This window comes from Flavobacterium sp. KKT103 (assembly GCF_055640565.1).
In genome coordinates, this window is record NZ_CM145766.1 from 3,201,130 (window position 1) to 3,222,249 (window position 21,120).

The window sequence follows — 21,120 nt, forward strand, 5'->3', positions numbered from 1 at the left end:
TCAAAAAAAGTTCCTCTAATGATAACACAATTGCGGCAGTACTAAAACACAATTGTAAACAACCTTACTATTTCACAAAAAAAATAGGCAATAACCTTTTTTATGCTTTAAGAAACAGAATAATTCCTTAAATTCGCCAAATCAAATAATTTAGAAAACTTATACAATGAAATACGATATCATAGTTTTAGGAAGTGGACCAGGTGGATATGTAACTGCCATACGAGCATCACAATTAGGCTTTAAAGTAGCCGTAATTGAAAAAGAAAACCTAGGTGGTGTATGTTTAAACTGGGGATGTATCCCAACCAAAGCATTACTAAAATCAGCTCAGGTTTTTGATTATCTAAAACACGCCTCTGATTATGGTTTAACAGTATCGTCATTTGATAAAGACTTCCCTGCTGTAGTACAACGAAGTAGAACGGTTGCTTCTGACATGAGCAAAGGAGTTCAATTTTTAATGAAAAAAAATAAAATCGACGTTATTGATGGTTTTGGAAAACTAAAACCAGGCAAAAAAGTGGATGTTACAGCTAAAAACAATAAAGTTACGGAATACAGCGCTGACCATATCATTATTGCTACTGGAGCGCGCTCTCGTGAGTTACCCAACTTACCACAAGATGGTACGAAAGTAATTGGATACCGTCAAGCAATGACATTACCTACGCAACCTAAATCAATGATTATTGTTGGTTCAGGAGCAATTGGAGTGGAGTTTGCACATTTTTACAATGCAATGGGAACAGAAGTTACTATTGTAGAATTCATGCCTAACATTGTTCCTGTTGAAGATGAAGACATCTCTAAACAAATGGAGCGTTCTATGAAAAAAGCAGGGGTGAAAATCATGACCAGCTCATCAGTAGAAAAAATCGATACTAGCGGTGCAGGCGTAAAAGCGTATGTAAAAACGGCTAAAGGTGAAGTAGTTCTGGAAGCAGACATGCTATTATCGGCTGTTGGAATCAAAACTAACATCGAAAATATAGGATTAGAAGAAGTAGGTATCGCTACTGATAAAGATAAAATCTTAGTAAACGCTTACAATGCAACTAATATCCCCGGATACTACGCAATTGGTGACGTTACACCAGGACAAGCATTAGCACACGTAGCTTCTGCTGAGGGAATTAACTGTGTGGAAAAAATTGCAGGAATGCATGTAGAACCAATCGATTACGGAAACGTACCGGGTTGTACCTACGCTACTCCTGAAATTGCATCAGTTGGTTTAACTGAAAAACAAGCTAAAGAAAAAGGATACGAATTAAAAATTGGTAAATTCCCGTTCTCAGCATCTGGAAAAGCAAAAGCATCTGGAACTCCTGACGGTTTTGTAAAAGTAATTTTTGATGCTAAATACGGCGAATGGTTAGGATGCCACATGATTGGTGCTGGTGTTACCGATATGATTGCTGAGGCAGTTGTAGCGCGTAAACTAGAAACGACAGGGCATGAAATCCTGAAAGCTATTCACCCGCACCCAACAATGAGTGAGGCGGTTATGGAAGCGGTTGCTGATGCTTACGGCGAAGTAATTCACTTGTAATAAACAATTAATAGTATTAATTACTATATCAATATAAAATCCGATTGGCATCAGCTAATCGGATTTTTTTTATTTTCTGTTTTGGGCGTAACCCTACTTCCACTCCGTTGCAGTACGGTCAGGCTATTCGCTCTATCTTTTATTCCATTTCATTTCATAAAAGGATGCCGCTGCTATCCTTTACGCAGTTTAAGCTCAACTACAAATCAACTTTAATCTTTCATCAGTTCAAGAAATTTTTTATTTTTAAAATAGAATTAACCACATTTTTAACTATTTCTTAAGATCAAATCATACTCAGACCTTATTAACTTCCCTAAAAATCACTAAATTAGCAAAAGGCATGTTTTTTTGCTGCAGCAGTACAATTTTACCTAATCTTTTAATATTTGTAGTATGAATAGCTTAATGATGAATTACCAGCTTACCACAACCACTATTCTTGAATACGGGAACAGCGTGTATCCTAATAAAAAGATAATAACCTATTTGCCTGATGGAAAGCGACATGAATATCAATTTAGTGATCTATACAAACAATGTAAAAAGTTAGCGAATGCCTTGACTCACAAATTAGGAATCAAAGCAGGAGATATTGTTGGAACCTTCGCTTGGAATCATGCTGCCCATGTTGAACTCTATTACGGAATTGCAGGAATTGGCGCTGTGTGCCATCCTATAAATATTCGGTTATCGAGCCAACAAACGGAATACATCATCAATAATTCTGAAGACCGTGTTATTTTTATTGATGCTACACTAGTTCCTTTATTGGAAAAAGTAGCACCGTTGCTTGAAACAGTAGAATGTTATATTTTATTAAATGCTCCTGCAGATTTTAAAACAACATTACAAAACACCATTCGTTACGAAGACTTACTTTCTGATCAATCAGCAGAATATGAATTGCCGGTTTTAAACGAAAATGACGCTTGTGGAATGTGTTATACGAGCGGGACAACGGGTTTACCCAAAGGGGTTTTGTATTCACATCGCTCAACGTATTTGCATGCTTCGAACATTATATCGCCCAACGCAGGTAATTTTAGCAACGAGGACAGACTCCTTTTAATTGTGCCTCAATTTCACGTTATGGCATGGGGATTCCCGTATTTATGTCTGCTGTCGGGCTCGGATATGGTATTACCCTCTTCTAATTTACAACCCGAAGCCATTATCAACATACTCGAAAAAGAGAAAATCACAAAAGCCAATGGCGTACCTACAATATGGTTAGGTGTGTATCACGCCATGAAACAAAATCCTCCCAAGGAAAAACTCGCGCTTACTGAATATCTAGTTGGCGGCTCTGCTCTTCCTAAAAGCCTAATCGAAGGATTTGATACCGATTTTGGCATCAAAGGAGTCCAAGCTTGGGGAATGACCGAAACTTCTCCCCTTGGTACCGTATCGAGATTGCAACCGCAGCATTATGACTTACCAAAAAGTGAGCAACTCAATATCCGCGCCAAGCAAGGAATTGCTTTTCCGGGTGTCGAAATCAGAATCATGACTGATGAAGGTACAGTAGCGCCTTCAGATGGAAAAACGATGGGTGAGCTCCAAATCAGAGGTGCTTGGGTAATCAATTCGTACTTTAAAACCAATAATCAAGAAAATTTTACTGCCGATGGTTGGTTTAAAACAGGTGACGTGAGCACCATCGATCCTGATGGTTATATGGAAATCAAAGACCGAACCAAAGATCTAATTAAAAGCGGTGGCGAATGGATTTCGAGCGTCGCCTTGGAGTCGGCTTTAATGGCGCACCCCAACATTCGCGAAGCGGCCGTAATTGCTATTCCTGACGAAAAATGGGTCGAAAAACCTTTGGCTTCTATTGTATTAGCAAATAAGGAGCAAGCCACTACAGATGATGAATTGATAGCCTTTCTCGATAGAGAATTTGTAAAATACCAAATCCCAAAAGATTATGTCTATTTGGATGAAATCCCAAAAACAAGCGTCGGTAAATTTGATAAAAAAGAAATCCGTCGCCTTTTTGCCGAAGGAAAACTGAAATAATAGGTTACAAAAAACGACCACCAATTCCTGAATTTACTGAGGAATAGGTGGTCGTTCCGCTTTACAATGATTATTTGGGCGTAACCCTACTTCCACTCCGTTGCAGTACGGTCAGGCTATTCGCTCTATCTTTTATTCCATTTCATTTCATAAAAGGATGCCGCTGCTATCCTTTACGCAAGACAATAGGTTGTCAAATGAGCATAATGCTACACTAGAAAAAACGCCTTTGTCTCTTTGACTAATTCTTGAGTATGCTTTGGCAATTCTTTTTCGAAATAAGGATGTGAACCTCCAAAAACATGATTAGCATCGGCTATAATATGTGTAGCTGCTTTTGTAAAATGCTTTTTCAATAAATTAAATTCTTCCATTTTTACTGCTTGGTCGTCTGTGCCTTGGATTATCAAATACGGAATAGACAGTTTTTTACTCGCATTGGCCAAACTATATTTTTCCTCATTAGTCTCTAAATCATCCAAAACGGAGATATCCAAAGGCATCATTTGATTCGTTCTTGCGTTTTTAATGTACTGAACACCATCGGCTCTCCATTTAGTTCTGAATTTTAAATTCCACGAACGGTGAAAATCAAACGGACTCGCCCAGGTACAGACCTTCTTAATTTTAGTTTCATACTGCGAACAATACAGCAAAGCAGCAACGCCTCCTTTGCTATGCCCAATAATAAAAATGTTTTCCGTATTAATAATAGGTAAAACAGTTGGTAATTCGCTTACCACAAACTGCTCGACACTTTTTATGTCTTCCAATTCTTTTCCTAAGGTATTCAGAGCAAATTTATCTAGTTTGTCAAAACCAGCAGCATTTTCAAGTCCCAATCCATTATGTGAAAAGTTGAACTTCAAGAAAGCAAAACCATTGTCCACGAAATCATCGGCAATCATTTGCCAACAACCCCAATCCTTAAAACCTTTAAAACCATGACAAAAAATTACTACTCCTTTTTGATCTTGAGCTTCGGAATAACTTAAATCTAAGGCAAACTTATGCTGCAAAGCACCTTCTAGAACAAATGATTGCGTTACGACCATGATTTTTATATTTAAGATTACATATTGGACCAAAGATAAGAACTAAAAACGTTCCGTTTACTACTACCATTCTGGACAAATTCGATTGTAATTGTTGTGACTGTGCAACAGAAAAATATTCCTTCAAGCCTATCCATAAGTAGGTCATTTTCGCTACCTTAGTTCTTTCAAAACTAAATCAAACTACCATGCGCTATTTATCGGTACTACTCGTTTTTCTACTACTTACTTCCTGCAAGGAAAAATCAAATTCCAATGAGATCCTAGTTTCTAATTATTTCAATTATGGTGATTCGCTGGAAACTGCAGGTGTAAAAATGATTCCAATTCAAACTCCGGTAGGCGAATTCAAAGTGTGGACCAAGCGTTTTGGAACCAACCCAAAAATAAAAATTTTATTATTGCACGGTGGCCCAGCAATGACGCACGAGTACATGGAATGTTTTGAAACTTTTTTTCAAAGAGAAGGATTTGAATTTTATGAATACGATCAACTAGGTTCGTATTATAGCGACCAGCCAAAGGATAGCACTTTATGGACTACCGAACGATTTGTAGAGGAAGTAGAACAAGTACGTAAAGCCATTGGCGCCGATAGCTCTAACTTTTACGTTATAGGAAATTCTTGGGGAGGCATACTCGGAATGGAATATGCTTTAAAATACCAAAAAAACCTAAAGGGATTAGTCATTGGTAATATGATGGCAAGTGCAACGGAATATGGTGCTTACGCCAATGAGGTATTAGCCAAGCAAATGAAACCAGAAGTTTTGAGCGAAATTAGAGCGCTAGAAGCAAAAAAGGATTTTGCCAACCCTCGTTACATGGAATTATTATTACCTAATTTCTATAAAGAGCATCTTTGCCGTTTAGACGAGTGGCCAGATGCAGTAAATCGTTCTTTTAAGCACGTTAATAACGAAGTCTACACTTTGATGCAAGGTCCATCGGAATTTGGAATTGGCGGCCGACTTGCTAAATGGGATGTGAAAAACAGACTCAAAGAAATCGCTGTACCAACCTTAATGGTTGGAGCAAAATACGATACGATGGATCCAAAAGCAATGGAAGAGCAAAGTAAACTGGTTCAAAACGGTAGTTATTTGTATTGTCCCAACGGAAGTCACTTAGCGATGTGGGATGATCAAAAAGTATTTATGAATGGCGTTATTCAATTTATAAAAGGAGTGGACAAGGGAAAATAATAAGGACTAACATTTTACTATATTTAAAATCAAGTATAACTAAAAATTATACTTGATTACAAAATACAATTTCCTATTGTTGTAAATAAAGTAGTTCTTTGTACTGCTTTAAAAAACGATTACATTTTCAACAATGCCAACAGCAGAGCAAGAACCCAACAAGAAAAAAATACTAGACAAAAGCATCACTACGCGAGAGTTAATCTTTTTAGTAGCCTTTGTGCTTTGTTTGTCACCGTTTATTACGCCGCCTATTGCCTTGCTAATGGGACTAATTATCGCGCAGTTTATAGGACATCCCTATTTACACCTCAACCATAAGGCAACCCATTTGTTATTGCAAATTTCAGTGGTAGGACTTGGATTTGGGATGAATGTAGATAGCGCCTTACAAGCGGGACAAGACGGACTCCTTTTTACTATTGCTTCCATATTAATTACGCTAACGGCTGGTTATCTGTTAGGTAAAGCATTAAAAATAGATAAAAAAACATCCTATTTAATATCTGCGGGAACTGCTATTTGTGGTGGTAGTGCTATCGCGGCCATAGCGCCAGTCATTAAAGCCGAAGAAAAGCAAATCTCAGTGGCTTTGGGAACGATTTTTATTCTTAATTCGGTAGCCCTGCTTTTATTCCCTTTCCTTGGTCACTACCTCAACTTATCGCAAACGCAATTCGGACTCTGGTGCGCTATAGCCATTCATGACACGAGCTCCGTCGTAGGTGCTGCAAGCAAGTACGGACCGCAAGCGCTAGAAATAGCGACAACCGTAAAATTAGCGCGTGCCTTATGGATTATTCCTATTGCTTTTCTATCGACCTTTCTATTCAAAAACAAAGAAACAAAAGTTAAGATTCCTTATTTTATTGGGTTGTTCGTCCTTGCGATGATTGCTAACACCTACCTGCCTTTTATTCAAGATATCAGTTTTTATTTGACTTCAATTGCTAAATCGGGCTTGACCTTAACGCTTTTCCTTATTGGTTGTGGTTTGTCTAAAAAGGTACTTTCTTCGGTTGGCTATAAACCATTACTGCAAGGAGTAGCGCTTTGGTTACTGATTTCGTCCATGGCATTATGGGTGGTGCTTACTTTGTTTTAAAAGTTTGCAAAGCTTACAAAAATTGACTGTATAAAGCAACAATTAAATAGCTACTATTGAAAAACAAATCACATAAATCATAAAATATATGCCATTTACTTTTTCACATCCTGCTTTAATTTTACCTCTAAATTATTTGCCGAAAAAATGGTTCTCAATGACAGGCTTAATCATTGGAAGTCTGACACCCGATTTTGAATATTTTATAAGAATGAAAATTGAGAGTAATTATAGCCATACGATTTTGGGAATATTATACTTTGATCTGCCATTAGCTATTTTACTAAGTTTCATTTTTCACAACATTGTAAAAAATGATTTGTTTCAAAATCTACCAAATCAACTTAAATCAAGATTCTTAAATATTGAAATGCTTGAATGGAATAACTACTTTTCTAAAAACTGGATTGTTGTAATTGTTTCGATAATCATAGGGACAATTTCGCATTTACTGTGGGATAGTTTTACCCATGAAGGAGGCTATTTTGTTAGTAATGTATCTTTTCTATCCAATTCTGTAGATTTATTTGGAAAAGAAATTAAATATCTAAAAATTTTACAACATACTAGTACTCTATTTGGTGGATTAATAATTTTACATACTATTTATAAACTTCCTGAAACAGCGCTTTATGAAGTTAAGATAAATTTAAAATACTGGTTATTTGTAACATTAATAACCTCTTGTAGTTTTTTTGCAAGAATAGAGATTGGAGAAAACACAACACTGATTGGAAACATCATTGCAAATTTTTTAGCTTCTTTCATGATTGGATTAATTATAACTCCAATTTTAATAAATAAAAAGACCCATATTAAGAGCACTTTACAATAAATAAAACCTCCGATAAGGTACTTCATACTATTAGGAAAATATGCAAATCTCACTAAAGAGTAAATACAGTTTTTCTATCTTTACCAAAAATAAAATGCCTACCAAGACAAAAATAATGATTACAAAAGCTACTCTTCGAGATATCCCTTCATTACAATCCTTAATTAATGGTGCTTACCGAGGCGAAGCCTCTAAAGCAGGATGGACAACCGAAGCCGAATTATTAGGTGGACAAAGAACGGACGAAACGGAATTAACCGAAATTCTATCAGATCCTAAAAACACACTCTTAAAATACGTCGAAGCCGACCAAATTTTAGGCTGCGTTTTATTAACAGCCGAAGAAAATCAATTGTATCTCGGAATGCTGAGCGTTTCACCTCAACTTCAGAATAGCGGCATTGGCACGAAACTGTTGGCGCAAGCTGACCTTCACGCAAAACAACTAGGTTTACCTAAAATTGTGATGACAGTAATTTCTATTCGATCAGAATTGATAGCCTACTACATCCGCAAAGGATATGCAGACACTGGCCTAAAAGCACCATTTCCCGAAAGTCATCTGCACTCAGTTTTAGGAAACAAAACTCTAGATTTCGTGGTGCTTGAAAAAATGATTGATTTAAATTAATCTATAATACCATTTCTTCAAATAAACGATTGATTGTTATTTCTAGATCATCGCATAATCCTGGATGTGGTCGTGAGGTTTGAATCGCTGAACTTCGCAAAGCAGTTAACCAACGAAAGCGAGACGGAATATCAAATTGTGCGATAGGTCCGCCATCCTTGGTACCGTGAGCAATTTTTTGGAACGAATCCAAGTTGAGCTGTAATTGCTCCCATTCAAAATCGGTCGCGAACAAATTCAGTTTTGTTTCATTCACCGTATACATCATCTTGATAAACTTGGCTTTTTTGCAAAAAAGTACGATCCCTACATTTAGGAATTCTTCGCGCTCTACCCTAGGTACAACCCGAATTACGGCATACTCATATAAGTGCTTCTCTTGCATTTTGTGCTTCGTTTATGAAAATTTCAGAATGATTTAATCGGGTCAGTAAAAATTGGTAGTACACTTCTCTAATCGCTTCAGGAGATTCGTCTGTGTCTTGCCATTCCAACCAATCTAAGGGAATTAGCTGAACAATATTTTTTATTGTTTCTGGAGTTAAAATAGTTTTAAACAATGCATCAGCCTCTTGAATTAGACTCGCTTGCGGCAGCAAAACATGGTCTTTTATGAGCTTAAATGGACTATTAGCATGTTGTTCCCAATTGGTCCAAGAATGATGAAAATAGAAACTGGCTCCGTGATCAATCAACCAAAGCTCTTTATGCCATAGTAGCATATTCGTATTTCTAAACGTACGATCAACATTGGTAATATAAGCGTCAAGCCAAACAATTTGCGAAGCCATTTTAGCATCAACGACTGTTACGACAGGATCAAAATTGATGGCTCCTGATAAAAAATGCAAGGCTAAATTTAACCCTTGACTACCCTGCAAAAGGTCTTGAATTTCCTCGTCGGCTTCCGTACGACCAAAAGCTTCGTCTAGATTAGCAAACACCAATTCAGGAATGGCTAACTTTAAAACGCGGGCTATTTCCCCTCCTAACAATTCGGCAATCAAGGCTTTTACTCCATGCCCTGCCCCTTTGAACTTGAGTACATATTTAAAATCGTCATCGGCTTCCGCCAAAGCAGGCAAAGAGCCGCCCTCGCGTAATGGCGTGATGTACCGCGTTACATTTACGGTACGTAGATTGGGGTTAGTTGTCATAATCGGAATTTACTGAGGTACAAATTTACAAATTAGTTCTCTTGGTTTCCCTAATAGAACTTGTTTAATGATAAGCGAATTAAATAAATTTTATTACGACCATTAAAATTACAATTTTTTAATATCAGAAATTAGCTATATTTGAATAACTCAAAAAAATAAATAAATGAAAAGAACTATCTTCCTCTTTCTTATTATTATTCTTGCCTCCTTTACAACGTCAAAAGAGCCAATAACGATTTCAGGAAAAATTACCAATTCCGATACTGGAATTATTTGGATAAAAGGAACCTCATTCGAAAAAGAAATCAAGTTAAATACTGACGGAACTTTTTCAGAATTCATATTTATTCCTTACGATGGCATCTACAGCCTTGAGACCGATAAAAATGCCGTGCCACTTTTTTTAGCAAATGGAACAAAACTTAGTTTAAATACGGATAATAAAAAGTTTCTCTCTTCCTTAAAATATAGCGGAAAAGGAAGCGTTGAAAATCAATATTTAGTACAAAAAGCAGTTATTGTAAGTCAAATTACGGACAAAGAATTATACTCTTTACCCGAAAAAAGCTTTTTGATAAAAGTGGAAGAAATCAAAAAATCGATCACATCCCTAGCTAATAAAACAAAATTTACCGCTGCTTCATTTCGAGAAACTGAAACAAAAAACATTCATTATATGGAGCAAAAACACTTACTCTATTATAGAAATTATCGCTCATTTTTAACTGGTTTACCCGACTATCAGGTTTCGGAACAATTTCCAAATCTTGATACACGAATTGATTATGACAATGAAAAGGATTATTTATTTTCTAATGATTACAAACTCTTAGCAATTGAAAAGTTCAATGAAAATGAGCGTATAACGGCTACAAACCAAAACAGCGACATAAAAAAAATTAATAATTTAAAAGCACTTACAAGTCAAAGCCTAAAAAATCAGTTAGTACAAATCCATTCTTATGAGATTTCAAGTGAATTTACAAATTTTGAGCAAATCTATAAAGCCTATATTTCAATTACAGATGATCCTGCGTTAATTAAAAACCTAACGGTATTATACAACAATGCTAAATCAGTCGAAACAAATATGCCATCACCGCTCTTTAATTATGAAAACCAAAAAGGGGGAAAAACATCATTAGAAAGTCTAAAAGGAAAATATATTTATATTGATGTTTGGGCAACTTGGTGCGGACCTTGCATTCAAGAAAATCCATATCTCCAAAAAATTGAAGAACAATTTAAAGATAAAAACATCGCTTTTGTAAGCATATCGGTTGACGCAGCTAAAGATCACGATAAATGGAATTCTTTCGTTATCCAAAATAATTTAGGAGGTATTCAATTGTTAGCTGATCAACAATTCGACTCTGATTTTATTCAAGCATATGGTATTACTGCAATTCCACGATTCATTCTTATTGATCCCAAAGGGAATATCATAAAGGCTGCTGCTCCTAAACCGTCAGATATTGCACTGATTGAATTATTCAATAGTCTGCAGTTATGAGATATCGTTTTTAATCGAAAATTTACTTAGATTTTTTGGAATTGAACCCGATCCAAAAAATACTTAATTAGAAATTGAGATTTAGTTTATGAGGATACAAATAACTATCATTTCAGCTTTTTGTTGTGAAATCAACTAAAAAGGCAGGCTGTATGTTTACTATTATCTCAAAAAATCATACTTTAGTAATCTTAAATTAACGATTAAAACCATTCCTCTAAACCACAATTTATGAAAAAAACACTATTTATATTTCTTGCAATCACCAGCTTTGGCAGTATAATAGGGCAACAAAAAGCAGATTCAAACGAGAAAAGCGAAAAAAAATCTGAAAGTAGTCTCGTTTTTAATCCAGATCAAAATGTTGTAACCGATCACGTCACCACTATTAAAGGGCAAAAAGTACCGTACAAAGCCACTACCGGAACGATGCCTGTTTGGGATGAAGACGGAAAAGCAATTGCGGGTTTGTTTTATACTTATTATGAGCGAACTGACATTAAAAACAACGAATCGCGACCATTAGTTATTTCGTTTAACGGCGGACCGGGTTCGGCTTCAGTTTGGATGCATATTGCTTATACAGGACCAACTTTATTGAAAATTGACGATGAAGGCTATCCGGTACAACCTTACGGAATAAAAGAAAATCCGTACTCGATTCTGGACGTAGCCGATATAGTTTTTGTGAACCCAGTCAATACAGGGTACTCAAGAGCCATAAGCAAAGACACTCCTAAATCTACTTTTTTTGGTGTAAATGCTGATGTTAAATATTTGGCAAGCTGGATTGGAAGTTTTGTAACGAGAAACAACCGTTGGGCTTCTCCTAAGTATCTTATTGGAGAAAGCTACGGAACGACTAGAGTTTCAGGTCTTGCGCTAGAGCTTCAAGAAAAACAATGGATGTACTTAAACGGAGTGATTTTAGTTTCTCCTACCACTTTAGGAATTAATCGCGGAGTTGCTACTGATGGTGCGTTGAAACTACCTTATTTTGCTGCTACTGCTTGGTACCATAAAATGCTACCGGCAGACTTGCAAAGCAAAGACTTAAATGAAATGTTACCCGAAGTAGAGGAATTTACTATGAACGAACTCTTACCAGCTATGAGCAAAGGAGGCGCACTTGAAGACGGAAAAAGAAAAGAAATTGCTGCAAAAATAGCGCGTTACTCTGGCATGTCAGAAAAAGTGATTTTACAAAACAATTTGGATGTACCTACAGGATATTTCTGGAAGGAATTATTAAGAGACCAAGGATTTACAGTGGGAAGGCTTGATTCTCGTTACAAAGGTATCGATAAAAAAGATGCTGGTGACCGTGTCGATTTTAATGCAGAATTAACTTCGTGGTTGCATTCCTTTACGCCAGCTATAAACATGTACTTGCGTAATGAATTGAAGTATAAAACCGATTTCACCTATAATATGTTTGGACCGGTGCGCCCATGGGACAACTCGAATGACAATACGGGAGAAAACCTGAGACAGGCAATGGCACAAAATCCGTATTTGCATTTACTAGTACAATCCGGTTATTACGATGGTGCTTGTGATTACTTTAATGCAAAATACAATATGTGGCAAATGGATCCAAGCGGAAAGCTGAAAGATAAAATGTCTTGGAAAGGATACCGTAGCGGACACATGATGTACCTGAGAAAGCAAGACTTAGAAACAGCTAATGAAGATATCAGAGAATTTATTAAAGCATCGATTCCTAAACCCGGACAAGCTGCTAAGTATTAATTTTTAGATCAACTTAATAGTAAAAACGACAAATCGAGCATGCTTGGTTTGTCGTTTTTGATTTAGATACCATTCGGAGATGATTTTATTCCTAGCCCTGATGGCAATGAAAAGCCCGGAATACTGGAATTTAGTTTTTATTAGGAACACGAAGCGACTGCAAGAAGCTCTCGTGCTCCTTTATAAAAACAAATTACAGGATGAGGACTTGTAATGTACAGCAGGAAATGGCTTCAAAATATATGGATTAATCATAAATAATGGGTTAAATATGATAATTTTTAAATAAATTAGCCACTTCAAATTTTATATCGAAATACAATGAAAAATACTGCGCTTACGCACATACACGAAGGTTTGGGAGCTAAAATGCTTCCGTTTGCGGGATACAATATGCCCATTACTTATGAAGGAATTAATGCTGAGCACGAGACGGTTCGTACGGCGGTAGGGGTTTTTGATGTGTCTCACATGGGAGAATTTTTACTTTCGGGACCAAATGCTTTGGCTTTGATTCAAAAAGTAACTTCTAATGATGCGTCAGTATTGACAGTTGGTAAAGCGCAATATTCGTGTTTACCGAACAATGATGGTGGAATTGTGGATGATTTGATCATTTATAAAATGAAAGAAGAGCAGTATTTACTAGTTGTAAATGCTTCGAATATTGATAAAGACTGGGATTGGATTTCGGCTCAAAATGATTTGGGTGTTGAGATGAAAAACCTTTCGGATGATTACTCCTTATTAGCAATTCAAGGACCTAAGGCTGTGGAAGCGATGCAAGCGTTGTCATCGATTGATTTAAGCGCGATTCCGTATTACCATTTTGAAGTAGCTGATTTTGCTGGTTTCGAACACGTAATTATTTCTGCTACGGGATACACTGGATCAGGCGGATTTGAAATTTATTGTAAAAATGACCAAGTAGAAACGATTTGGAATAAAGTTTTTGAAGCGGGAGCTGCTTTTGGGATCAAACCGGTAGGACTTGCTGCTCGTGATACGTTGCGTTTGGAAATGGGTTTTTGTCTTTACGGAAACGATATCAACGATACGACTTCGCCGCTTGAAGCTGGTTTAGGATGGATTACTAAGTTCACCAAAGAATTCACCAACTCCGAAAACCTAAAAAAGCAAAAAGAAGCAGGTGTTACTAGAAAGCTAGTTGCTTTTGAAATGCAAGAACGCGCAGTGCCAAGACACGATTACGAAATTGTAGATGCAAGCGGAGCAGTTATTGGAATTGTAACTTCGGGGACAATGTCTCCTTCTATGAACAAAGGAATTGGTTTAGGTTATGTTACTGTGGCAAATGCTGCTGTAGATGGAGACATTTATATTCGTATTCGTAAAAATGATGTCCCTGCTAAGGTGGTGAAATTGCCATTTTACAAGAAGTAACAGAACTAGTGTTGCATAGCACGTTTTATTTTTTTGAATTAAAATGAAAAGCGTTATTTTTGCAGACTTAAAAAATACAAAACATTGATTTCTCATCGTAAAAGGTGAAAAATCGATTCAAAAAATAATTAGAAATGGGTAGAGCATTCGAATTTAGAAAAGGTAGAAAAATGAAACGTTGGTCAGCAATGGCCAAAACATTTACTAGAATAGGTAAGGATATTGTGATGGCCGTGAAAGAAGGAGGTCCAAATCCAGATGCCAACTCTAGATTAAGAGCGGTAATACAAAATGCGAAGGCTGCGAATATGCCTAAGGATAACGTAGAACGTGCTATTAAAAATGCCAGCAATAAGGATACTGCCAACTACAAAGAGGCTTTGTTTGAAGGTTATGCTCCACACGGAATTGCGCTTTTGATCGAAACGGCTACTGATAACAACAACCGTACGGTGGCTAATGTGAGAAGTTACTTTAACAAATGCAACGGTACCATGGGAACACAAGGATCAGTTGAATTTATGTTTGACCATACTTGTAATTTCCGAATTCCGGCTGAAGGTCTTGATGCTGAAGAGTTGGAATTAGAATTGATCGATTTTGGTGCTGAAGAAGTTTTTGAAGACGAAGACGGAATATTGATCTACGCTCCATTCACTAGCTTTGGAACAATCCAGAAGGAATTAGAGACTAGAAATATCGAAATTTTGTCGTCTGGTTTTGAAAGAATTCCGCAAATCACTAAAAAAGTTACCGAAGCCGAAATGGCCGACGTAGAAAAGTTGATTGAAAAACTAGAAGAAGATGACGATGTGATGAATGTGTATCACACCATGGAAGAAGCATAAGACTTCATCCAGTCCAAATAGTAAACTCTAGCTTAGGCTAGAGTTTTTTTTGTTTACAAATTGTACCATTAAAACTAAACGGCATGTTATTCCTTATTTTAAGTATTTTAAGCAGCGTTATCGTAGGTGTTATTTTTAAGATAAGCCGCAAATACAGTAGCAATACTACGCAAATTGTAGGTTGGAATTATGTTTTTGCTTTGCTACTGTGCTATTTCATTTTTAGTCCTGACATTAGTACCATAGACGCAACAGCACCTTGGAGCATTTATATTCCGCTTGGAGTATTGTTGCCTTCCATTTTTCTGTTTCTAGCTGCGTCTATAAAACACATGGGAATTGTAAAAACAGATGCTGCACAACGCTTGTCGCTGTTCATTCCGCTTCTTGCGGCTTGGCTGCTGTTTCATGAAGAATTTACAACCTTAAAAGTAATCGCTTTTATAATAGCACTTCCCGCTTTACTGCTAATCCTAGGTAAAAAGACAGAAAACAAAAATAACAATTGGATTTACCCCACCATAGTTTTCGTTGGTTTTGGTGTCATCGATATTTTGTTTAAGCAAATTGCTTTAGCGACTAGCCTGCCCTTTACCACGTCCTTATTTATTGTGTTTGGTATTTCGCTTGCAATTATGATAGCAGTTGTATTGCACGAGCTTGTGATCAAAAAAGTAAAAATTACAGCGATTAATCTAGGGCTAGGAGCCTTGGTAGGGATTTTTAATTTCAGCAATATTTTATTTTACCTCAAAGCGCATCAGGCTTTCGCCAAAAATCCGTCGACGGTATTTGCAGCAATGAATATGGGAGTAATCATTATAGGGAGCTTAGTCGGTATTTTAGTTTTTAAAGAAAAACTAAATGCTAAAAATTACCTAGGCCTCGTTATTGCATTAGCGGCAATCATTTTAATTACCATATCGCAACTAGGCTACTAAATGCGCTATAAAACACTGTAATAAAGAGTTTTATAGTTTAATAAACTTTGATAAAAGTACGTTTGTTTTCGTGCTAAAAATAGTAACCACTGATTAATGAATCATTTATCGCTCATAAAAAAGAGATATGTTTTTTATAAGCCCCTAAGTTCATTATATTTGCCTACTTTTTAAGCCTCAAAAAGCTTTAAAAAGATGCCGTTTAATGTGGTTTACGTTACTTGTTTAAAAAAGTAAATAAAGGCAATAGCACTGTTTTACCGTGTAAAACTACTATTAACAAAAAAATTAAATTAATACACAAACCCATACAATACAATTTTAGCTTAAAAAAGGCGGCTAACAATAGTAAGTTCCTAACTTATAGAGTGATCGAACTAGATTAAAATCGTTCAAAGGAACGCTTAAATAAAAATACTTTATGACAAACAATATTCTAATTGAAAATCAATACAATAGAACAAGTTTATTTGAAAAAGAGAATGTCAATTATCTAGTACGCATCTTAAAAAGATTCAACACCGTACCTAAAGTAAACAACATTAATATTATCACCTCGACTAGTGAGCCAACAGTATTTAAAATTGTTCCCAATAAATCGATTATCATAGGATCTTCTTTTTTAGACAAACCTATTTTAGCGTTGCTATATTTACGTTATGGTATTGAATGGCAATTATGGTACAAAGCACTAAATAACGATAAAAAAGATATCGCTTTATGCGACATTGCAGCGCTGGAGGTTATTAAAATATTTTATAACTTATTACCAAAAGACGATAAAGAGAAATTAGAAAATCTTGATTTTTCTTTGATTAATTTGATTAACAGCAATGCTAATTTAGAAACAGCATCAACTTCAATTCGGGAAGAATTGCAGTCTTTTCATGGTTTACCAACAGCTAACGCAGCTATTGATACCTCTTGGAAAGCAATAGTAGCTAATTTAGCCAAACCGACCGAATATCTATTGATGGATGGTGGTGATCTTAGATTGAATATTGATGAGATCAACCTACTGAATAAATATGGTTGCCGCCCTTTTCCTAGACCCGAAGCCTTTACTTTTGCTTCCTCAACGGCTTCTAGTGTTTCTAATTTTGCCTTCGATAAAACGGATAAAGTAAGAAGTATTTTAATTCGCAATAGCTTAAAATACGGCTTCAAGAAAACGACGATTGAATTTTCTGAAATGCTTAAAAGCAGTCTAAGAAAAAATTTCAAAATAAATGAAGAATGTGAGATCATATTTTCACCTTCAGGAACCGACTCTTCATTGCAAATCGCTGCTATTACCCAAACGATTTCTTCACAAGAAATCACTCATATATTGGTAGCTTCTGATGAAACTGGAAGCGGAGTTGCTGCAGCCCTTCGTGGTTGTCATTTTGAAAACACAACAGCCTTAAATTTTCCAATTAAAAAAGGAGACCGCATTGAAGGTTTCAGAGATGTGAATTTGATTGAAATTCCGTTTCGAGATGAAAATGGTGCCTTAAAATCAACCAAGCAATTGGATGAAGAAGTATTTGCTGCCGTTTCTAAAACCAATGAAGAAGGAAGACATGTTGTTTTACACACCATGGACCAATCAAAATTGGGATACCAATCCCCTAGCGATTCTTTAATCAAAAAATTAAATAAGTTAGAGAATCTTTCTATGCAAATCATCGTTGATGCTTCGCAACTAAGATTAGACCCTAAAGACATTCAAAATTACGTAAATAAAGGCTATATCGTTACAGTTACGGGAAGTAAGTTTTTTACAGGACCTCCTTATGCAGGAGCTTTAATTCTGCCAAAAAATGTTACGAAGCTGATTCATTCTGCTACCAAACCTTTGCCGAAAGGCTTGACGGAATATTTCAATAATTCGGATTGGCCTGCCTCATGGTTTTGTTCTTCAAAACTATCAGATGGTTACAACTATGGTTCGTACATGCGATGGAATGCTGCGATAGTCGAAATGGATCGCTACTTCAAAACGCCCGTTTTATACCGAAATATGGGAATTGAGATGTTTTGCAATTTTGTTGAAGAATCAATTCAGGAAGCGAGTTTCCTAGAACCTATTTACGGGGACGAAACTAAAATGAAAAGCTATAATAGTAAGGAATTCGGTATTCGAAACATCCGAACTATTTTTCCTTTCTTCATTACTTTAAACAACCAACCTTTATCCGTTGACAAAGTAAAAAAATTATACACCTTATTAAATTCTGATTTATCAGAACATTTTGAAGAAGCTTCCTTAGAAATTATCCGATTAGCAGCTCAAAAATGCCATATCGGTCAAGCCGTAAACGTTAAGTACAGCAATGATATCGAGAGTGCTATTTTACGTATCAGTTTAGGCTCTAGAGTTATTTCAGAAAGTTGGGTAAACAGAGACATCAGTCTGTTTTTCAGAAACATTGAATTGCAAATGAGTCAAATTACCATCACCATAAAAAAGATGGAATTAATATTAAACAATCCGCACTTACTCGATTAAGTACTTGCTATTCTTATAAAACTCAAAAATCCCATTTGCTTACGCAAATGGGATTTTTTATTATTTACAACTCGTTCTATTTAGTTATCGATTCTAAGTCGAATAAAAACGTGAATTCTTTCGCCAATTCTTTTAGCGCTTCAAATCGTCCCGATGCTCCACCGTGGCCCGCATCCATATTCGTATCTAAATATAAAACAGTATCATTTGTCTTCATGGTACGCAACTTAGCCACCCATTTAGCCGGCTCCCAATACTGCACTTGAGAATCATGTAGTCCCGTGGAGACATACATATTAGGGTAATTCTGCTCTTTTACGTTATCATAAGGTGAATACGAACGCATGTAATTGTAATACTTCTTTTTGTTTGGATTTCCCCACTCATCGTATTCCCCTGTCGTAAGCGGAATAGTATCATCCAACATCGTCGTCATTACATCCACAAAAGGGACTTGCGCAATGATTCCGTTATACAATTCAGGAGCTTCATTGGCAATTACACCCATTAACAATCCTCCTGCTGATCCCCCTTCGGCATACAAATGTTCTGCTGAAGTGTATTGATGCTGAATCACATATTTGGAACAATCGATAAAGTCCGTGAAAGTGTTTTTCTTTTTCAATAATTTACCATCATCATACCATTGTCTTCCTAAATCTTCTCCTCCTCGAATATGAGCAATAGCATAAATAAAGCCTCTGTCTAGCAACGATAAGCGAGTAGTCGAAAAATAAGCATCCATAGAGTGACCATACGAACCGTAAGCATAAAGCAACAACGGATTATCGCCATTCATCACAATATCTTTTTGGTACACCATAGAAATCGGAATCTTGGTACCATCTTGAGCCGTAGCCCAAACACGTTCTTCGATATAATTATTTTTATCAAATTTTCCTCCAAGAACCTGTTGCTCTTTTAATACGACTTTCTCCTTGGTCTTCATATTAAAATCGATTACAGAGGATGGCGTAGCCATAGACTGATAGCCATAACGCAGGATATCGGTATCAAAATCAACATTAGTAGAAGTGTAAGCAGTATAAGTTTCGCTTTCAAAAGGCAGGTAATACTCCCCTTCTCCACTCCAAGGCCTAATACGGATTCTGTTCAATCCATTAGAACGCTCAGAAATTACAAGGTAATCCTTAAAAATATCAATATCTTCTAATAAAACATCTTCGCGGTGCATCAGCACTTCTTCCCAATTTTCAATGGTAGTGGCGATCTCAGGCGTTTTCATCAATTTAAAATTGATCGCTTCGTCTTTATTGGTTACAATGTAAAAACTATCTCCGTAATGAGAGATACTGTATTCTAGTCCACGCTTTCGTTTTTGAAACAGTTTAAATTTCCCTTCCGGAACATCAGCTGGCAAGATTTGAAACTCGGTTGTTAAAGTACTAGAAGAACTAATCAAAATGTATTTTCGTGATTTTTCTTTTCCAACACCTACATTAAAGGTATCGTCCTTTTCAAAGTAAACCAATACATCCTCGGCGGTATCAGTTCCGACTTTATGTCTAAACACTTTGTCCGAACGCAATGTTTTTTCGTCTTGTCTGGTATAGAAAATTGTCGAATTGTCGTTTGCCCAAGTCGAATTTCCCGTAGCATTTTCAATCGTATCTTTTAAGATTTCGCCCGTGAAAAGATTTTTAACGTGCAAGGTATAGATGCGGCGACCTACTAAATCAAGCGCGTAAGTTGCATATTGATTGTCAGTGCTAATACTTAGGCCACTTAATTTAAAATATTTATGTCCTTCGGCTAATACGTTGCAATCAAACATGATTTCTTCGGCTGCATCGAGACTGCCTTTTTTTCGAGAATAAATAGGATACCCTTTACCGGTTTCAAAGCGGGTAATATAGTAATAGCCGTTATACAGGTAAGGAACAGACTCATCATCTTCCTTAATTCGGGCTTTCATTTCCTCAAACAATTCTTTTTGAAAACCTGTTTGATTCGCAGTCCTATCTTGATAATACTGATTTTCTTTGTTCAGATAATCAATAACTTCAGGATTCTCTCTATCATTTAACCAAAAATAATTATCGACTCTAACATCATCAAATTTCTCAAAGGTGGTTGGTATAATTTTAGCAACGGGCGGCTGTATTTTTTCTATCATTTTGTGGACTTTCATATTTGTGTAAGCTGCTGCAAAAATAACACAAACGGGACTTAGATTCCCCTTTTTATGAATATTTTACATTGCTTATTGCCCTAAAAACAGTAATTTCGTATTCAATAACTTAAAAAGAACAAAAATGGATTTAATGGGAATGATGGGTAAGTTAAAAGAGACCCAAAATAAAATTGAAGAGACAAAAAAGCGCTTAGATACTGTTCTCGTTGATGAGCAAAGTACAGATGGATTACTAAAAGTAACACTAACTGCCAACAGAAAAGTAAAATCGATTACTATTGCAGATGAACTTTTAGAAGACAAAGAGCAATTAGAAGACTATATGATTTTAGTGCTGAATAAAGCAATCGAAAAAGCGACGAAAGTAAACGAAGCCGAACTTGATGCAGTGGCTAAAATGGACATGCCAATGATTCCAGGCATGGACAACTTATTTAAGTAA

The 21,120-nt window shown here is 36.2% G+C and carries 17 protein-coding genes; 13 read left to right on the forward strand and 4 right to left on the reverse strand.

Translation table 11 applies throughout. The features are described 5' to 3' along the window. Positions 1 to 166 precede the first annotated feature (166 nt). Together lpdA and ACZ2G0_RS13785 are read left to right on the forward strand one after the other, a co-directional pair. Positions 167 to 1,555: a dihydrolipoyl dehydrogenase gene (gene lpdA / locus ACZ2G0_RS13780; protein WP_470308099.1), complete on the forward strand. Its 1,389-nt coding sequence runs from the start codon at positions 167 to 169 to the stop codon at positions 1,553 to 1,555. Positions 1,556 to 1,951: 396 nt separating this feature from the next. Next, positions 1,952 to 3,580: a long-chain fatty acid--CoA ligase gene (locus tag ACZ2G0_RS13785; protein WP_470308100.1), complete on the forward strand. Its 1,629-nt coding sequence runs from the start codon at positions 1,952 to 1,954 to the stop codon at positions 3,578 to 3,580. 209 nt (positions 3,581 to 3,789) lie between these two features. Here ACZ2G0_RS13785 and ACZ2G0_RS13790 read toward each other — a convergent pair whose 3' ends face one another. After that, entirely contained in the window at positions 3,790 to 4,635 is an 846-nt protein-coding gene (locus ACZ2G0_RS13790; protein ID WP_470308101.1) for an alpha/beta hydrolase family protein, read from the reverse strand. Positions 4,636 to 4,823: 188 nt separating this feature from the next. Here ACZ2G0_RS13790 and ACZ2G0_RS13795 point away from each other — a divergent pair, with 188 nt between their 5' ends. From ACZ2G0_RS13795 to ACZ2G0_RS13810, 4 genes are all read left to right on the forward strand, one after another. Beyond that, the gene (locus ACZ2G0_RS13795) at positions 4,824 to 5,840 is read left to right on the forward strand and encodes a proline iminopeptidase-family hydrolase (RefSeq protein WP_470308102.1); all 1,017 of its coding nucleotides are present in this window, start codon (positions 4,824 to 4,826) and stop codon (positions 5,838 to 5,840) included. A 133-nt stretch (positions 5,841 to 5,973) separates the two neighbouring features. Beyond that, positions 5,974 to 6,945 (forward strand): YeiH family protein, encoded by a 972-nt coding sequence (locus ACZ2G0_RS13800; protein WP_470308103.1) that lies wholly within the window; start codon positions 5,974 to 5,976, stop codon positions 6,943 to 6,945. Between the two features lie 88 nt (positions 6,946 to 7,033). Beyond that, positions 7,034 to 7,780, forward strand: a complete 747-nt coding sequence (locus ACZ2G0_RS13805) for a DUF4184 family protein (RefSeq protein WP_470308104.1) — start codon at positions 7,034 to 7,036, stop codon at positions 7,778 to 7,780. 115 nt (positions 7,781 to 7,895) lie between these two features. Then, positions 7,896 to 8,411: a GNAT family N-acetyltransferase gene (locus ACZ2G0_RS13810; RefSeq protein ID WP_470308105.1), complete on the forward strand. Its 516-nt coding sequence runs from the start codon at positions 7,896 to 7,898 to the stop codon at positions 8,409 to 8,411. A 1-nt stretch (position 8,412) separates the two neighbouring features. Here the strand turns inward: ACZ2G0_RS13810 and ACZ2G0_RS13815 are convergent, their stop codons facing one another. Both ACZ2G0_RS13815 and ACZ2G0_RS13820 read right to left on the reverse strand, forming a co-directional pair. Next, entirely contained in the window at positions 8,413 to 8,796 is a 384-nt protein-coding gene (locus ACZ2G0_RS13815; protein ID WP_470308106.1) for a DUF3037 domain-containing protein, read from the reverse strand. Further along, positions 8,774 to 9,568, reverse strand: a complete 795-nt coding sequence (locus tag ACZ2G0_RS13820) for a HipA family kinase (RefSeq protein WP_470308107.1) — start codon at positions 9,566 to 9,568, stop codon at positions 8,774 to 8,776. The genes ACZ2G0_RS13815 and ACZ2G0_RS13820 overlap by 23 nt, the downstream gene beginning before the upstream one ends. Before the next feature lie 166 nt (positions 9,569 to 9,734). Here ACZ2G0_RS13820 and ACZ2G0_RS13825 point away from each other — a divergent pair, with 166 nt between their 5' ends. The 6 genes from ACZ2G0_RS13825 (at position 9,735) to ACZ2G0_RS13850 (ending at position 18,523) form a co-directional block, all read left to right on the forward strand. Beyond that, positions 9,735 to 11,084: a TlpA family protein disulfide reductase gene (locus ACZ2G0_RS13825; protein ID WP_470308108.1), complete on the forward strand. Its 1,350-nt coding sequence runs from the start codon at positions 9,735 to 9,737 to the stop codon at positions 11,082 to 11,084. A 231-nt stretch (positions 11,085 to 11,315) separates the two neighbouring features. Further along, the gene (locus ACZ2G0_RS13830) at positions 11,316 to 12,836 is read left to right on the forward strand and encodes a S10 family peptidase (protein ID WP_470308109.1); all 1,521 of its coding nucleotides are present in this window, start codon (positions 11,316 to 11,318) and stop codon (positions 12,834 to 12,836) included. 321 nt (positions 12,837 to 13,157) lie between these two features. Then, a complete protein-coding gene (gene gcvT, locus ACZ2G0_RS13835) occupies positions 13,158 to 14,240 on the forward strand; it encodes a glycine cleavage system aminomethyltransferase GcvT (RefSeq protein WP_470308110.1) in 1,083 nt (360 codons plus the stop codon). 134 nt (positions 14,241 to 14,374) lie between these two features. Then, positions 14,375 to 15,088 carry a YebC/PmpR family DNA-binding transcriptional regulator gene (locus ACZ2G0_RS13840; RefSeq protein WP_300283887.1) on the forward strand — a complete coding sequence of 238 codons (714 nt, stop codon included), beginning with the start codon at positions 14,375 to 14,377 and terminating at the stop codon, positions 15,086 to 15,088. Positions 15,089 to 15,171: 83 nt separating this feature from the next. Beyond that, positions 15,172 to 16,029 carry an EamA family transporter gene (locus tag ACZ2G0_RS13845; protein ID WP_470308111.1) on the forward strand — a complete coding sequence of 286 codons (858 nt, stop codon included), beginning with the start codon at positions 15,172 to 15,174 and terminating at the stop codon, positions 16,027 to 16,029. A gap of 421 nt (positions 16,030 to 16,450) precedes the next feature. Beyond that, complete coding sequence (locus ACZ2G0_RS13850) at positions 16,451 to 18,523, forward strand: hypothetical protein (RefSeq protein WP_470308112.1); 2,073 nt, start codon at positions 16,451 to 16,453, stop codon at positions 18,521 to 18,523. Positions 18,524 to 18,599: 76 nt separating this feature from the next. On the opposite strand, the gene ACZ2G0_RS13855 is transcribed toward ACZ2G0_RS13850, so the two are convergent. Next, on the reverse strand, positions 18,600 to 20,660 hold the full coding sequence (locus ACZ2G0_RS13855) for a S9 family peptidase (protein ID WP_470308113.1): 2,061 nt from the start codon (positions 20,658 to 20,660) through the stop codon (positions 18,600 to 18,602). 139 nt (positions 20,661 to 20,799) lie between these two features. Between ACZ2G0_RS13855 and ACZ2G0_RS13860 the strand changes: the two genes are divergently transcribed. Then, positions 20,800 to 21,120: a YbaB/EbfC family nucleoid-associated protein gene (locus tag ACZ2G0_RS13860; protein ID WP_187010569.1), complete on the forward strand. Its 321-nt coding sequence runs from the start codon at positions 20,800 to 20,802 to the stop codon at positions 21,118 to 21,120.

What these genes read in the sequence shown, in the direction of transcription:
- ACZ2G0_RS13785 (WP_470308100.1), top strand. Translation starts at nt 1,952, where the DNA reads ATGAATAGCTTAATGATGAATTACCAGCTTACCACAACCACTATTCTT.
- gcvT (WP_470308110.1), top strand. Translation starts at nt 13,158, where the DNA reads ATGAAAAATACTGCGCTTACGCACATACACGAAGGTTTGGGAGCTAAA.
- ACZ2G0_RS13830 (WP_470308109.1), top strand. Translation starts at nt 11,316, where the DNA reads ATGAAAAAAACACTATTTATATTTCTTGCAATCACCAGCTTTGGCAGT.
- lpdA (WP_470308099.1), top strand. Translation starts at nt 167, where the DNA reads ATGAAATACGATATCATAGTTTTAGGAAGTGGACCAGGTGGATATGTA.
- ACZ2G0_RS13805 (WP_470308104.1), top strand. Translation starts at nt 7,034, where the DNA reads ATGCCATTTACTTTTTCACATCCTGCTTTAATTTTACCTCTAAATTAT.
- ACZ2G0_RS13855 (WP_470308113.1), bottom strand. Translation starts at nt 20,660, where the DNA reads ATGATAGAAAAAATACAGCCGCCCGTTGCTAAAATTATACCAACCACC.
- ACZ2G0_RS13825 (WP_470308108.1), top strand. Translation starts at nt 9,735, where the DNA reads ATGAAAAGAACTATCTTCCTCTTTCTTATTATTATTCTTGCCTCCTTT.
- ACZ2G0_RS13850 (WP_470308112.1), top strand. Translation starts at nt 16,451, where the DNA reads ATGACAAACAATATTCTAATTGAAAATCAATACAATAGAACAAGTTTA.
- ACZ2G0_RS13800 (WP_470308103.1), top strand. Translation starts at nt 5,974, where the DNA reads ATGCCAACAGCAGAGCAAGAACCCAACAAGAAAAAAATACTAGACAAA.
- ACZ2G0_RS13790 (WP_470308101.1), bottom strand. Translation starts at nt 4,635, where the DNA reads ATGGTCGTAACGCAATCATTTGTTCTAGAAGGTGCTTTGCAGCATAAG.
- ACZ2G0_RS13840 (WP_300283887.1), top strand. Translation starts at nt 14,375, where the DNA reads ATGGGTAGAGCATTCGAATTTAGAAAAGGTAGAAAAATGAAACGTTGG.
- ACZ2G0_RS13815 (WP_470308106.1), bottom strand. Translation starts at nt 8,796, where the DNA reads ATGCAAGAGAAGCACTTATATGAGTATGCCGTAATTCGGGTTGTACCT.
- ACZ2G0_RS13860 (WP_187010569.1), top strand. Translation starts at nt 20,800, where the DNA reads ATGGATTTAATGGGAATGATGGGTAAGTTAAAAGAGACCCAAAATAAA.
- ACZ2G0_RS13810 (WP_470308105.1), top strand. Translation starts at nt 7,896, where the DNA reads ATGATTACAAAAGCTACTCTTCGAGATATCCCTTCATTACAATCCTTA.
- ACZ2G0_RS13845 (WP_470308111.1), top strand. Translation starts at nt 15,172, where the DNA reads ATGTTATTCCTTATTTTAAGTATTTTAAGCAGCGTTATCGTAGGTGTT.
- ACZ2G0_RS13795 (WP_470308102.1), top strand. Translation starts at nt 4,824, where the DNA reads ATGCGCTATTTATCGGTACTACTCGTTTTTCTACTACTTACTTCCTGC.
- ACZ2G0_RS13820 (WP_470308107.1), bottom strand. Translation starts at nt 9,568, where the DNA reads ATGACAACTAACCCCAATCTACGTACCGTAAATGTAACGCGGTACATC.